This window comes from Sphingomonas sp. BL2 (assembly GCF_056680015.1).
Genome location: NZ_CM155261.1, coordinates 650,265 through 662,533, shown reverse-complemented (window position 1 = coordinate 662,533; position 12,269 = coordinate 650,265). Strand labels below are relative to the sequence as shown.

23 protein-coding genes and 1 tRNA gene are annotated in these 12,269 nt (G+C 62.3%); 3 read left to right on the top strand and 21 right to left on the bottom strand.

What is annotated here, in order from left to right:
- Positions 1-6 precede the first annotated feature (6 nt).
- On the bottom strand, positions 7-852 hold the full coding sequence (locus AC1ME3_RS03095; protein WP_480954805.1) for an N-formylglutamate amidohydrolase: 846 nt from the start codon (positions 850-852) through the stop codon (positions 7-9).
- 110 nt (positions 853-962) lie between these two features.
- Here AC1ME3_RS03095 and cpdR point away from each other — a divergent pair, with 110 nt between their 5' ends.
- Together cpdR and AC1ME3_RS03085 are read left to right on the top strand one after the other, a co-directional pair.
- Positions 963-1,340: a cell cycle two-component system response regulator CpdR gene (cpdR, locus tag AC1ME3_RS03090; RefSeq protein WP_056065257.1), complete on the top strand. Its 378-nt coding sequence runs from the start codon at positions 963-965 to the stop codon at positions 1,338-1,340.
- A 44-nt stretch (positions 1,341-1,384) separates the two neighbouring features.
- A tRNA-Val gene (locus tag AC1ME3_RS03085) sits at positions 1,385-1,459 on the top strand.
- 24 nt (positions 1,460-1,483) lie between these two features.
- Here AC1ME3_RS03085 and AC1ME3_RS03080 read toward each other — a convergent pair.
- The 19 genes from AC1ME3_RS03080 to AC1ME3_RS02990 all read right to left on the bottom strand — a co-directional run bounded on the left by AC1ME3_RS03080 (position 1,484) and on the right by AC1ME3_RS02990 (position 11,534).
- Positions 1,484-2,728 carry a hypothetical protein gene (locus AC1ME3_RS03080; protein WP_480954804.1) on the bottom strand — a complete coding sequence of 415 codons (1,245 nt, stop codon included), beginning with the start codon at positions 2,726-2,728 and terminating at the stop codon, positions 1,484-1,486.
- A 144-nt stretch (positions 2,729-2,872) separates the two neighbouring features.
- Entirely contained in the window at positions 2,873-3,160 is a 288-nt protein-coding gene (locus AC1ME3_RS03075) for a hypothetical protein (protein ID WP_480954803.1), read from the bottom strand.
- Positions 3,157-3,318: a hypothetical protein gene (locus AC1ME3_RS03070; protein ID WP_480954802.1), complete on the bottom strand. Its 162-nt coding sequence runs from the start codon at positions 3,316-3,318 to the stop codon at positions 3,157-3,159. The genes AC1ME3_RS03075 and AC1ME3_RS03070 overlap by 4 nt, the downstream gene beginning before the upstream one ends.
- Positions 3,315-3,926: a hypothetical protein gene (locus AC1ME3_RS03065; protein ID WP_480954801.1), complete on the bottom strand. Its 612-nt coding sequence runs from the start codon at positions 3,924-3,926 to the stop codon at positions 3,315-3,317. Before AC1ME3_RS03065 ends, AC1ME3_RS03070 begins: the two co-directional genes overlap by 4 nt.
- A gap of 259 nt (positions 3,927-4,185) precedes the next feature.
- A complete protein-coding gene (locus tag AC1ME3_RS03060) occupies positions 4,186-4,389 on the bottom strand; it encodes a hypothetical protein (RefSeq protein ID WP_480954800.1) in 204 nt (67 codons plus the stop codon).
- Positions 4,386-4,664 (bottom strand): hypothetical protein, encoded by a 279-nt coding sequence (locus AC1ME3_RS03055; protein WP_480954799.1) that lies wholly within the window; start codon positions 4,662-4,664, stop codon positions 4,386-4,388. The genes AC1ME3_RS03060 and AC1ME3_RS03055 overlap by 4 nt, the downstream gene beginning before the upstream one ends.
- Positions 4,665-4,975: 311 nt before the next feature.
- Positions 4,976-5,641, bottom strand: coding sequence for a hypothetical protein (locus tag AC1ME3_RS03050; RefSeq protein ID WP_480954798.1), 666 nt, complete (start codon positions 5,639-5,641; stop codon positions 4,976-4,978).
- On the bottom strand, positions 5,638-6,663 hold the full coding sequence (locus AC1ME3_RS03045) for a recombinase RecT (protein ID WP_480954797.1): 1,026 nt from the start codon (positions 6,661-6,663) through the stop codon (positions 5,638-5,640). Before AC1ME3_RS03045 ends, AC1ME3_RS03050 begins: the two co-directional genes overlap by 4 nt.
- Positions 6,663-7,601 (bottom strand): PD-(D/E)XK nuclease-like domain-containing protein, encoded by a 939-nt coding sequence (locus AC1ME3_RS03040; RefSeq protein ID WP_480954796.1) that lies wholly within the window; start codon positions 7,599-7,601, stop codon positions 6,663-6,665. Before AC1ME3_RS03040 ends, AC1ME3_RS03045 begins: the two co-directional genes overlap by 1 nt.
- The gene (locus AC1ME3_RS03035; protein ID WP_480954795.1) at positions 7,598-7,852 is read right to left on the bottom strand and encodes a hypothetical protein; all 255 of its coding nucleotides are present in this window, start codon (positions 7,850-7,852) and stop codon (positions 7,598-7,600) included. The genes AC1ME3_RS03040 and AC1ME3_RS03035 overlap by 4 nt, the downstream gene beginning before the upstream one ends.
- A complete protein-coding gene (locus AC1ME3_RS03030) occupies positions 7,849-8,514 on the bottom strand; it encodes a hypothetical protein (RefSeq protein ID WP_480954794.1) in 666 nt (221 codons plus the stop codon). The genes AC1ME3_RS03035 and AC1ME3_RS03030 overlap by 4 nt, the downstream gene beginning before the upstream one ends.
- A gap of 148 nt (positions 8,515-8,662) precedes the next feature.
- The gene (locus AC1ME3_RS03025; protein WP_480954793.1) at positions 8,663-8,875 is read right to left on the bottom strand and encodes a hypothetical protein; all 213 of its coding nucleotides are present in this window, start codon (positions 8,873-8,875) and stop codon (positions 8,663-8,665) included.
- Positions 8,875-9,114 (bottom strand): hypothetical protein, encoded by a 240-nt coding sequence (locus AC1ME3_RS03020; RefSeq protein WP_480954792.1) that lies wholly within the window; start codon positions 9,112-9,114, stop codon positions 8,875-8,877. The genes AC1ME3_RS03025 and AC1ME3_RS03020 overlap by 1 nt, the downstream gene beginning before the upstream one ends.
- Positions 9,115-9,266: 152 nt before the next feature.
- Complete coding sequence (locus AC1ME3_RS03015) at positions 9,267-9,479, bottom strand: hypothetical protein (protein ID WP_480954791.1); 213 nt, start codon at positions 9,477-9,479, stop codon at positions 9,267-9,269.
- A complete protein-coding gene (locus tag AC1ME3_RS03010; protein WP_480954790.1) occupies positions 9,476-9,751 on the bottom strand; it encodes a hypothetical protein in 276 nt (91 codons plus the stop codon). Before AC1ME3_RS03010 ends, AC1ME3_RS03015 begins: the two co-directional genes overlap by 4 nt.
- Positions 9,748-9,990: a hypothetical protein gene (locus tag AC1ME3_RS03005; RefSeq protein WP_480954789.1), complete on the bottom strand. Its 243-nt coding sequence runs from the start codon at positions 9,988-9,990 to the stop codon at positions 9,748-9,750. The genes AC1ME3_RS03010 and AC1ME3_RS03005 overlap by 4 nt, the downstream gene beginning before the upstream one ends.
- Entirely contained in the window at positions 9,987-10,322 is a 336-nt protein-coding gene (locus AC1ME3_RS03000; protein WP_480954788.1) for a hypothetical protein, read from the bottom strand. Before AC1ME3_RS03000 ends, AC1ME3_RS03005 begins: the two co-directional genes overlap by 4 nt.
- Positions 10,319-10,744, bottom strand: a complete 426-nt coding sequence (locus tag AC1ME3_RS02995) for a hypothetical protein (protein WP_480954787.1) — start codon at positions 10,742-10,744, stop codon at positions 10,319-10,321. The genes AC1ME3_RS03000 and AC1ME3_RS02995 overlap by 4 nt, the downstream gene beginning before the upstream one ends.
- A 145-nt stretch (positions 10,745-10,889) precedes the next feature.
- Complete coding sequence (locus AC1ME3_RS02990; protein ID WP_480954786.1) at positions 10,890-11,534, bottom strand: helix-turn-helix domain-containing protein; 645 nt, start codon at positions 11,532-11,534, stop codon at positions 10,890-10,892.
- 29 nt (positions 11,535-11,563) lie between these two features.
- Here AC1ME3_RS02990 and AC1ME3_RS02985 point away from each other — a divergent pair, with 29 nt between their 5' ends.
- Complete coding sequence (locus AC1ME3_RS02985) at positions 11,564-11,839, top strand: hypothetical protein (protein WP_480954785.1); 276 nt, start codon at positions 11,564-11,566, stop codon at positions 11,837-11,839.
- A 45-nt stretch (positions 11,840-11,884) separates the two neighbouring features.
- On the opposite strand, the gene AC1ME3_RS02980 is transcribed toward AC1ME3_RS02985, so the two are convergent.
- A complete protein-coding gene (locus tag AC1ME3_RS02980; RefSeq protein ID WP_480954784.1) occupies positions 11,885-12,181 on the bottom strand; it encodes a hypothetical protein in 297 nt (98 codons plus the stop codon).
- Positions 12,182-12,269: the final 88 nt, after the last annotated feature.

Genomic DNA, 12,269 nt, shown 5'->3' with positions numbered 1-12,269 from the left:
GTCCGGTTATTCGGCGGCGGCGGCGAGCGGGACGGGCAAAGCCTCGTCGGTGAGCGCCGCCAGGATCGCGCGCACCAGGTCGACCACGCGCGCGAATCCGGCGCCGGGCACGTGGAGCTTGCGATCGAGGTACAGCGTGCGGTCCAGTTCGAACTGGATCGCATGAACGTTTGCGGCCGGGCACGCATGGCGTTCGAGGATATGGCCCCCCGCATAGGGCGCGTTGATCGCGGTCGAGAAGCCGCGCGCGACACACTCCGCCTCGATCCGCGCAACGAAGCGTGGCTCGGCGGAATGGCCGAACCGGTCACCGATCACGATTCGCGATCCACCCGGTCCGAGCGGCGGCATCGAATGCACGTCGAGCAACACCGCCACGCCGAATCGGCCGTGCGCCGCCTTCAACGCCGCCGCGAGCGCCGCATGGTAAGGGCGGTGATCGTTGGCGATCCGCGCGGTGACGTCGGCATCGGTGAACCTGCGCGCCCAGAGGTCGCCCGCCCCCGATGCGCGGCGTGGGACGAGCCCGAGCCCGCTGCGCAGCTTGGCGGATTGCTGGGCGAGCGGCATCGACGGCGCACCCTCGTCGAGCAGCGGATCGCGCTCGTCCTCGCGCCGGTTGAGATCGATCCAGGCGCGCGCGCGGGTCTGGACGATCGTCGTCTGGTCCGTCCTTGCGGCACGCGCCACCGCATCGACGAGCCGGTCCTCGAGCGGCAGCAGCCCGGCAAGCGGCACGCGCAACGCCGTCTTGAGCGCGAGCGGATAGTCCCGGCCTGCGTGCGGGACGGACATCACCACCGGGCTCACGGGCGGCATTGCGCCCAGGCGCTCGAAGGAAGAAGACTGCATCGCATCACGCTAGGGCCAGCACCGGGCATGGGCAATCGACCTGGATATGTTAACCATTTTCAGGCTAGGGCGACCGCGGAATGTGCGTGTGAAAACGGGACTTTAGATCGATGTTACGAATTCTGCTGGCCGAGGACGATCAGGTCATGCGCGAGTATCTGACTCGGGCGCTCGAACGCTCGGGCTATGCCGTGACCGCGGTCGACCGCGGGACGGCGGCGATTCCGTTGCTCGAAACCGAGACGTTCGACCTGCTGCTGACTGATATCGTCATGCCCGAGATGGATGGCATCGAACTGGCGCAGAAGGCGGGCGAGATGTGCGCGGACCTGCGCGTGATGTTCATCACCGGCTTTGCGGCGGTCACGTTGAAGGCCGGGCGGGCGATGCCGCAGGCGCGCGTGCTGTCCAAGCCGTTCCACCTGCGCGACCTGGTCGCCGAGGTCGACCGGCTGTTCGAGATGGATAATGTGACGGGCATGCATTGAGGGCTTGCACGCCGCGAAGAGCGCGGCTAGTGGAGCCCTCCGGCGGGCGTGTAGCTCAGTGGTAGAGCACTGTGTTGACATCGCAGGGGTCGCAAGTTCAATCCTTGCCACGCCCACCAGGGTTAAGCCTCGGGAAGTGTTCATTATTTGACACTCCCGAGGCGAACTACCACCCCAGCATCTGCGGTAACGGAGCGGTAAAACGCTCCGCTACAGCCTATTTCGATTTCCTCGATCAGCGATTCGATGACCGGCAAAGCGCGCCGCAGATAGTCCGGGCGGAAGGGTGCATAGAGGTCCGACGTGTCATCGAACTTGTCGTGGCCTAGGAACATCTCGAGTTCGCCCCAAGCCTCGGTCGGCAGGCGTTCGCGCACGATGTTGGCGACCGAGCGCCGGATCAGCTTCAGTCCGCCCTGCCCTTCGCCGGGTAGCCCGATCTCTGCGGCCATCGACTCCCATGCCGACTTCACCGACGCGACCGGGATTAGCGGGCCTTTCACGTCGGCGAGCAACGCAGCCATCTGACGGGCGAGCGGGACGACGGCGCGATACTTCTTCGTCTGGCGGCGCATATGCGGGTTGAGCGCGAGAACCAGGTTGTCAGGGTGCCACTGGCGGCGCTTTGGATCGGTGGACACGTCTAATGCCGCATCCGGCCGCGCCAACGTCGCAACGCTAATTCGCAGGAACGACAACAGGTGCTGGCGTTCACGCATCCGCCGCGCGCGCTCCTTGTCCGACCGACCCTTGGGTTGCAGGCAATAGGCGAACATGGCGATCAGCGTTTTCAGGTTCGCCCGATACGTCGGAGTTTGGTTGACCTCCTTCATCTGAATCGACTTGAACTTGGGCTCGACGCCTCCGCATTTGTTGATCGCTGCGGCGAGCTGGAGCACGCTGTTCTCGATGGTCGATAGCGAGCGCGGGCGCACCTTGCCGTACTTCGACACGATCGGTTGCGTCGCGAGCCACTTCCGCATGCCAGCGATCCAGTGCTCGTCGACCTGGCCGGTTCGTGTGCCTGCGCGGTGCGTGGCGATCAGGTAGTTCAGGACATGCTGCAAACGCGGCCGCAGCGCCTTCTCCTGCTCGGTGTCGTGGTGCAGGGCGAGATAGTCGGCAATCGCCGCGGTGACGTAGACCCCGGCATTGTTGCGAGGTTGACCACACTCAGGACAGAACGCATCGCCGCCTGTCCGCTCTACATAGAGGTTGTCGAGCTTCGATTTGGCGGTCTGCTCATCCGCTGTGCCCGCAGTAACGCTTCGCTCTCGCTTTCGTTGGGTGTCGTAGAAGACGATCTCAAAGTTCGCGCGGCCTTCTCGCCGGTAGAGCTTGTACGTCCCCCGTTGATAGAGCGGCTTGTCGCGCTTCTGTGCAGGCATTGCGTCCTCTGTGCTTCTGCTACGGCCTCGCGGAATTTTGCGTAGGCGCCGGTCGTAACGAATAGGTCTAGGTCTTCGGATGTAAGCTGGATGCCCTTGCCGCTTTCGAGCTTACGCGAAAACCGGCGGTCCAGGTCTGCGAGGCTACCCACCAGCCGCCTCCTTCCCCCCAACAACCCCCGCCGTCGCCCCCTGCTCAAGGTGCTGGCGGACTGATAGGCCGCGATCGTTCAGCATGACGCCCGACCAAACGGCTGTAGCAAGTTGCGCTTTGACCAAACCCTTGCCGACTGGAACGCTGATAAAGCGCGCGAAGTACCTTCCGAGATTGCCGTCGAGTTCGGCCCGCAAGAGCGCCGCCCGCTGCGCCTTCGTCAGCTTCGCCGCCACGTCTGCAACAGCCCCCGCCTCGGTGTTGGTGGTCGGGTTCATGACAGCACCTTGAGGCTAATCATCGCGAGCCCGGAGGCCCAGACTGCCACCGCGGCATACGAAACCTTGATGCCGATGTTGGCCCAACCCTTGGCGGACCAGATCGCGGAAACGAATGCCAGCATCAAGGCGACGATCACTAGAAATACGTTGGTCATGATGAAGCCCCTTCGTGTTGCGAGCGTGAGGTGGCGAGAGGCGCACCAGCATCGAGCCATTCGTGCCCCTTTTCGGTCCAGCCTTTGCTGCGAGCCTTCCCCACTCCCTGCGACAAGAGACGGATGGCGGCAGTGGCGCGTCGAACATCAGCAACCGTGACAGGGATCAGGATTGCGCTGGCGCCTGCCTCGTTCTTGTGCGGATGAACTCGGGTGAAAGGTTCCAGCGCCTCAATCGCCGTCCTCGCCACCCCCTCGTCATTCGCTGCCGCAACGGTGGCGAGGGTGGAGGTATGGATTACGTCAGGGTCAAATTGCTCTTTTTCGAGACCGTAATATCGCCCGAAATCAAGCCATGCATCAAAGAAGGCATTCGGTGTCAGTTCCAGATTATACAGGGCCTGAGCGAAGCCGGCGATGTACGCCTCCCGAAGCTCCACCTCCCCCGGCGCTGGCAGTGTCTGCGAGAGGGCGGCAAAGTGGCTTCGGATGCGGTCGAAGAGGATGTCTCGGACTTCCAAAGGCGTCCGGTTCTCCATGCCGATGATAGGCCGCGTCAGCTTCTCGACAGCGGCAAGCAACTCGGGGCTCGGGTTGGGATTGGTCATAGCGAATGCCCCATCCGGATAGCAGCGGACTTAACCGCCAAGCCGAAACCATTGAGAGCGAAAACACGCACCCCGTCTTGGCGCGAAACGATCGTCAGGGCGGGTCGGCGCTTCGTTGGGATTGCGAGCCTTGCCGCCACACCTTCCGCGCATCCAAGCTGGCACGGGTCATCTGACAGACCCAGGACGGTGCGCAATTGCGACCCCAGCAGGCGAAGGACGATTTCCTCTGCGGTTAGGCTCGGGTTGGGATTGGGGGTCATGCGGAGGGCTCCTGTTGAGCGCGGGCGACGACGCGTGCATTATGCTCGCGGACGGCGTTGAGCTTGTTGCCGCACGGCCCGAGGTAGTTGCAGTCCTCGCACTCGACGTGCCAGTCGTAGGGTTGCCAGTCGCCGTAGCCGAACATCGACATATCGGTGTTGCCGCAATCCGGACACGGCTTGATCTTGGGGAGCGTCATACCCCACCTCCGGCGTTGAGGGCGGCGGGAAGGGGCCAGAACCGCTTGGGCTCGTCGCATTCATCGTAGTTGGCATCCTCCCAATACCAGCCGCTAAAGTCTGACCTCCACATAGCGACCGCCACCAAGGTTCCGTTGGTAGCCATCACACGCAACAGCGCCGGGATTGCCGCCGATATCGGATAGCCGTCTGTTGGCACGTCCTGCGCTTCTCGCGTCTGGGTGGCATCGAAAATCGCGTCCGCCAAAGCTGTTGAGTAAGCTTCGGTACGCAAGGCATCCTCGTCGCACCAATGGCTAGGCATGTGCCCTCGAATGATTTGCGCAATCCTCTCCCGAGCAGCACCTTCGCCCGACTTGCAAGGAAGGGAGGCGAGGCGGTGGCGTTCTTCCGGCTCCCACGATACCGGGCCGGTAGGGTTATGTTCGCGGTCGATCGGGGTGCCACACCGCTCGCAAGTCGGCATCAGCGCGTTGTCCTGAAACCAATGCCGGTGGCACAAGCGCCCCATCAGTGGACGCCAGCACCGATGCTCGCTAAGAGGTCGCTCCTGCGCAACCGGCACCGCTTGCTGTTCTGATGTCGTCACTGGGCGGACTCCAACTTGGCGCGGGCATAGTCGAGGTCAGCCTCCTCCTTGAGAATCGGCTGCATGCCTTCGAGCGGCGACCAGGGCGCGGTGGTGATCGTATAACCTTCGGCTTCGAGCTTGCCGCGTTGGCCGGCGTAATCTGGCAGCGACAGGTAGAACGTGTCCTTGAGCCAGCCGACGTTAGCGACCTCGAAGAACCCGAGACGCTGCGTTCCGCTGCATGGCTTGTCGCCGCCACGCTCGTAGCTGATAACCAGCGGGTAGCCGATCGCTTTGCAGATGCGGTCAGGCGTCGGCAGCAACGGCAACGCCATGATTGCCGCCAGAGCCGCCTTGCCGACCTTCGAGCGCTTGTCAGGAAACGCCGATGTCTGTCCCGGCTTCATGCCCTTCATGCTCGACCAGTTGCGACGCTTCCACCCTTCCGGCAACGCGCCGTCGAAGATGATCGCGTTAACCGGTAGCGCGTTGCCGACGTTCTCAGTGTTGCCGCTGTATAGCCCGACAGCACCGATGCTCTTTGCGAAGTCCCAGTGCGCGTCCGACACCGCCTGCTTAGCCTGGCGATACATCTCGCACGCGTCCCAGCATGGGCCGTCGACCACCCGGTAATGCTTGCGCTTGAACCCGGTAAACTGCTCGTCGGTGAAGCTGGTCACTGCCCGTCTCCCATCGCAGCAACAGCCTCAAGCCGGGCATTCGCGACGGTTAGGTCGTCCTCCAGCCCCATCGTCCGCGCCGCTTTGTCAGCGTTCAGGATCTCGACCATAGACGTTGCCGCCTGGTAAAAGCCGATCACCTCATCAACATCGGTGCGTTCGCCCTGATCGTTGTCGTCGCGGCCTTCGGTGGCGTTGGGGTTGTCGTTCGCTAGGGTGCCGTCCCCAAGCAGAGCCTGCGCCGTCAGCGGAACCGGGCGAGCGGGCGGAGCGTCACCGTTCGCGCCGAGCAAAGCGGCGGTCGCCTGGAACTGCGCCGTGTCGTCGCGAGTGAATGCCGCCTCGATGTCAGTCGACTGCGGCAGCACCTTGGCGATATGCTTGATGACGGTCTTAATCGCCATCTCATCCGGCCACGCATCCCAGACGTACTTCGTCTTGGCGACCGCCTTCGCCTTCTCGATACGCCACCAAGGCATGTAGTCGCGGACCTTAAACCCGTCCTTGAGCGCAACGATGCAGTAGGCACCCTTGATCTTCCCGGGCTGGCCTTGCGTCGGCTTGTGGTGAATTTCCTCGTGGTCGCCGAGGATGTAATCGAACTCGTCGTTTTCGTAGACCGCGTGTGCCGAAATGCTTGCGATCTCACCCGACTGGCGGATCTTCTTGAGGATGCCGGCAACCATCGGCATCCACTGGACTGCCTCGATCCACTCATCGCGGCCGTCGACCTTTTTCTTCACCTTGTAGATGACGAGCGCGCCCTCGCGCTTATCCGGCAACAAGCCGTCCTGCGCAGCCTTGGTAAGCGACTGGTACAGCGATTCCCGATCGGCGTTCAGCAGATCCGGGTTCATGGCGATGGCGGTCATCGCGACGCGCTGGAACTTGGAAATGTCGATGTGCGACGGCAGCACCGACTTGAGCTGGTTGCCCATCTTCGCGATGCGCTCTTGCACCTCGCGCTGGGGCGAAAGCTGGCGGGCGGGCTGCTCTTCGATATTGGCGATCTGCGTAGCCATTATGCTTCCTTCTCGATTGCGTCATCAATGGATCGCCGTGCCCAGCCAGTGAGGCCGCACAGCGTTGGTTCGTTGGAATATGCTGGCCAGCGATCCGCGCTCAGGCAGTCGGCGAACTTGCGGATGGCCTGGCGGTTCAGCCAGCGGCCGCGCGCGACATCATCCTCGGGCAGCTCGTAGAGAGATACCGAGTAGGGCGCCTCCTTCTCGACCACGATGTGCAGCCGATTAGTCGGAGCGTGTCCGTAGATCGCCTTGAGCGCGTCCGCGTAAAACGCCGCGCTTTGGTGGAACCCGAAGTTGCCGACTGCGCGCGAGAAGCCATCGGGACTGCAATGCGTCGGTGCCATGAACTTCAGGTCGACGTCGAGCCGCACCGCGCCGCCCGTCGTTATCGTATTGGAGCGGAAGTCGGGACGCGCCCGCAACCACACGCCAGTCTCAGGATCGACGTGCGCCAGCGTTTCTTCGGTCACGCCATTCTTGAGCGCCGCGACGACCAGCGGGTTAGCGCGCAGGACCGCGGCGACCTTGCGCACCGTCTCGGCGTCATCGGCCTTGAGCAGGCACAGGCCAGATTCTTGCGCGGCGTTGGCGGCTGCGATCTCGTCCGCCATCATCTTCGTCTTGTTCCAGGCGAACCCCTCGGGCAGCTCGTAATACGCCTCGGGGAACCGGTCTTCGAGCAGCAGCAGATCGTGCGCGGCCTTGCCGACCGCGAAGTGCGACTTGTCCTCTTCCTCCGGGCGATCCGGGTTCAGCGGGCTATCGTACCAGTAGTGAAGCGGCGACTGCGCGAGGATCTTCTTGGCGCCGGACGACGACAGCGAGGGACCGGGGAGGAGGTTCGGGTTGCGGTGATAATCCTCGTTTTCGATGTCGGGATACGCGCCGGCCACCTGGATCAATGGCACCTGGATAGGGCTGAACGCGTTCAACGGACGTTCTCCACACGAGGAAGGGGAGTGGCGGGGGTGCGCATGAAGTCGCGAGGGGCCACGGTGACGACGGTATCGCCTTCGATGACGAGCTTCTGACCGGTGCCGATGCGGACGACGTGCGCGCCGAAAGCTATGGCCGTCTCAATGGCGCTGGTGTGCGCTGCGATGGCGGACCGGGCTTGGCTGACGGTCAGGGCGGGGTTGACGCGTTCGACCCAGCGCTCGGCTGCGTGCATGGTGACGATCATGCGACCTGCTCCAACTTGGCGCGGGCATAGTCGAGGTCAGCCTCCTCCTTGAGAATCGGCTGCATGCCTTCGAGCGGCGACCAGGGCGCGGTGGTGATCGTGTAACCTTCGGCTTCGAGCTTGCCGCGCTGGCCCGCATAATCTGGCAGCGATAGGTAGAACGTATCCTTGAGCCAGCCGACGTTTGCGACCTCGAAGAACCCGAGGCCTTGCGTTCCGCTGCATGGCTTGTCGCCGCCACGCTCGTAGCTGATAGCCAGCGGGTAGCCGATCGCTTTGCAGATGCGGTCAGGAGTCGGCAGCAACGGCAACGCCATGATTGCCGCCAGAGCCGCCTTGCCTACCTTCGAGCGCTTGTCAGGGAACGCCGATATCTGACCCGACTTCATGCCCTTCATGCTCGACCAGTTGCGGCGCTTCCAACCTTGGGGCAGCGCGGCGTCGAAGATGACCGCGTTGACCGGCAGCGCATTGCCGACGTTCTCGGTATTGCCGCTGTAGAGGCCAACTCCGCCGACACTCTTGGCGAAGTCGAAGTGCGCGTCCGACACCGCCTGCTTGGCCCGGCGATATGTCTCGCACGCGTCCCAGCACGGGCCATCGACCACCCGATAATGCTTGCGCTTGAACCCGGTGAATTGCTCTTCGGTAAATCCGGTCATGCTGCCAAATCCTTGCTAGAATTGCGCTCAGCAGCCCGCTCAGCCCAAGTCCGACCGTCTGCACAGCGCAGAGGGAAGGGCGAGACGTAGGCGCCGGGGATGAAGGGGCGGGCGCGGGTCAGGGCCTTCGTGGATGCGGGGACGGTCATCACAGAGCCTCCAGCGCTTCGATCATGTGATCGATCGGCTTCTTCGTCGGCAGGAAATGCCCCTTGGCATCCCGAGCGCGGGGTGCCGTGAAGACGGCGAGGCGGGCGCGGATCTTGCCGTTCTCATGCAGCGCACCTTCATGGGCGCTCATCAGCCCGGCAATCTCAGCATCCTTCGCCGCAACAACCGCGGCGTGCGTTTTGGTCAGCATCAGCATGGGGTGGACTCCTGGGTGCGGGCGGCAAGGTTGCGCAGAGCCGCAGACATCAGCGCGAGCGTGGGGGAGGGTGCGTAACCCTCAGCGTCACCAACAACCGCGCATGGCCCAGCCAGAGGATGATCCTCGACACGCCAATGGTAATCACCGACGAGTGTAAGGGCCGCGTCGAGTGATCCAGTATATTCCGGCACGACGATCAGCCGGCCGTTCTCGCGCGTCTCGTCGATCACGCATTCCTTGCCAGTCGGTTTGTGCGTGTACCGAAGCTCGTTGCGTGTCGTGCCAGGTACGCAAACTAACCAGATAGCGGCGTCTAGCTCGCGGCACGGTCCATCAGATAGCTCGCAGCGCTCAGCCATCGCCGTCAGTTTATCGCGGTCCATCAGATATACCCCAGCTTGGCGAGCGCAGCATCACGGTGCGCGTCGAAATGAGCATGTGCTTTGGCGCGGTTTGCATCGCGCTCGGCATCGAACGGCGCCGGATCGCGCCAGTAAGCTTCGACCGTCGAAAACTGCGGAAACTGGACGTGCCACGCCGCAATCTGCGCGCCCGTATCGACCATGTTGGCGGGGTTCAGGAACGGGGTGATCATGCGCCGGTCGCCTTTGCAATCACGGCTTCGGCAGCGTCGATGATGTGACCGGCGCCGGGGCAATGCTCGTTCATGAACGAAACACAGCTTTGCAGATGGGCCAGCAAATCGGGAGCGGCAGCGGCAAGAAAGCCGTTTGCGATATTCTCCTGCGCCGAAATCTCAGGCACGCCGGCGTGATGAATGTCGGTGCCTTCTGAGACGATGTAGCCAAGGCCGTCCTTATCAATCTGGCGGAAGGACCACGGAGCGGGACTATGCTTGGGGATCACGCTGCCACCTGCCAACCATGCAGAGCACGGTCCTCGCAGTAATCCATTTCGCGCGACTGAGACTGCAACGACACCAGCGCGCACTCAGCGCGGTCGATCTCGTCGCCGTCCATCCTGTTGAAGTCGCGACCGTTCAGCACGGCCAGCATCAGCGTGATTTGCGCCGTCACCGGCAGCGACATCACGATCGCCGTCACGTCCTGCGCGGACTGAGGCGTGAGCTTCTGGTGCGCGCTCATGCGACCGACTCCGGCTTGCCGTGAAGGGCGCCGATGCTCGCCGCGAGGGCGTTGCGCGCTTCGACAACGATCGCTTCCTGGGCGGCAGTGATCGGCGTTCCCGCAATCGCGAGAAGCTGGATCAGGATGCTACGAAGGCGTGGCGCGGTCGCGATCAGATGCTCGTGATCGCCGAAAACGTGGGCGACCAGATCACCGGGTCCGCCGTCTTCGTTCGTCTCGTAAATCTCGCCGTAGCCAAGACTATCGCGAACAAGCTGCCACTTGAGCGGTTCGTATTCGCCAGAACCCGTCACGTCCTGCGCGTTGGCGGTGGGGGAGGGGGTGATCATGCCGACACCTGCGCAACCTGCATCGGGCAATACGTCACAGGCGGATTGGCACCCGCGCAATCACCGCCGCAGACTTCGCAGACGCCCGATACGGTAGGTAGAACGTTAACAGCGGCGAGGTGCGCGTCTTCGTCGGCATCGGCAGCGATCCGCATTTCAGCGTAGGACTGCGCACCCGACTTGCCGTATTCGAACAGCCGGTGAGCCGTGATGTCATGGCCAAACAGGTGCTGCATCAGATGCGCGGCTGTCTCGTTCGCGACCTGATGCGAGACACCCGACGCATCCATGATCGGCACTGCGATGTTGCAGAGCACCGACCATGCGTATTCGGAGCTGGCGGCGATCTCTGCCGAAAGAGTGGCGAGGCCCGTTACTGCGGGCGGGGTCTTTGCGAGAGTGGTGTTCGGGGTCTGGGACATAACGCCTCCAAATCAGCGACTGGCCGGATGCCGTTGCTGTCTGGAAGCTTTATCCGCTTATCGGATAACTATGTCAATCCGGTTTTCGGATATTTCTGCATCAGGCATGGCAAAGCCACTATCCGATGCGCATTCGATCTTTTCCTTACAAACCGCTGGTATTGCCGTAGCTGACGACTCGACCGATCACCGTGTATGGCATTCCGTCCAGCGTGAAGGCTTCATGAGCAGGGTTGTTCGATACTGGTTCGAAGCGCGCTGGATCGCCGCAGTAACGTTTAACCGTCGCCTCGTGATCGTCGTTCTGTATGAGGTAAACGCGACCGGCGAACAATGTTCGCTGGTCAGGGTCAATTACAGCCCAACCTCCTTCAGGCAGCAACAAGTTCATGCTGTCGCCTTTGATGACTACGCCGAATGATCGATTTCCGCCCGTTCCTTTGGGCACTGGGAAAGTACGCATAGGTGTGTGGATAGCCTCCTGCCACGCTCCGGCCGAAGCTAGGCCGATGACGGGTATCCACTGTACCTGAGGTTCGTCGACTATACCAAGAAAGTCTTTGATCGCATTGGCTTCGTCGATGGAGAGCTTGCGAATGCCCTTAAAGACGTTCGACATCGCCGACTGAGAAGGCAGGCCAGCGACCTGCGCCAGGGCCGTTTGCGTGACTTTTTGGGCCTTTGCCGTATCGGCAATGCGCTCGATCATCTCGTCGTATGTCATGAGAGTATATAGCCGCGCGTCACGGATGCGCGCTCCGGCTAAATCCGGATATTTGATGTATTGCATATTATCCGAATACCGGATAATTAGAGTGAATGAGCCCAGTAGCTGAAATCTTCGCCGCCTTCGACGATAGCCCGACCAAGCTCGCAAGAGCAATCGGCGCGAAGGTCCAAACCGTTTTCGACTGGGGCCAAGACCCGGCCAACATCCCGGAGTGGCGACGAGCGGCTGTTCTTGATGCGGTGAAGGTCAAGGCGAAGGAAACCGGCAAGCCAATCTCCTCCGACACGCTCGCATACCTACGCGCGCCAGCTCCCAAGCGCACCCGGAAGCCCGCCGACGCTACGAGCGATCGGGTGGCGGCATGAGCACCTCGATAAACCGCGTCCTGACATCGCTGGCCTATTGCCGTCTCATCGATCGTCCCGTTCCGACCGGATTTGCCGCGCTGCTTGCCGCAGAGACGCAAATTGTGGGGCGAGCCAAGCGTCCAACGACGCCCAGATCTGCTCAAGCTGTTCGACTTTCCGATCTGAGAGACCGTCTGCCGCTCGGAAAGCAGCTTCGTAATGGCTGAGCGCATCCTCAATATCGTCGGGCCCGATGGCTCCAACTTTCGCGAGGCCGACCAGCGTGCGCATCTGCATAGCCATTCCGGCAAGGTGCAGACGCATGGTAATCTCGTTAATCGGCGTGAACTCGTCGGCCATAGTTTCAGCCCTTCGTCGGTGTGTGGAAACACGACGATAGCGAGCGGGGAGGGCGTGTCTATCGCTCTCCCCCAGCCCGCCGACGTGC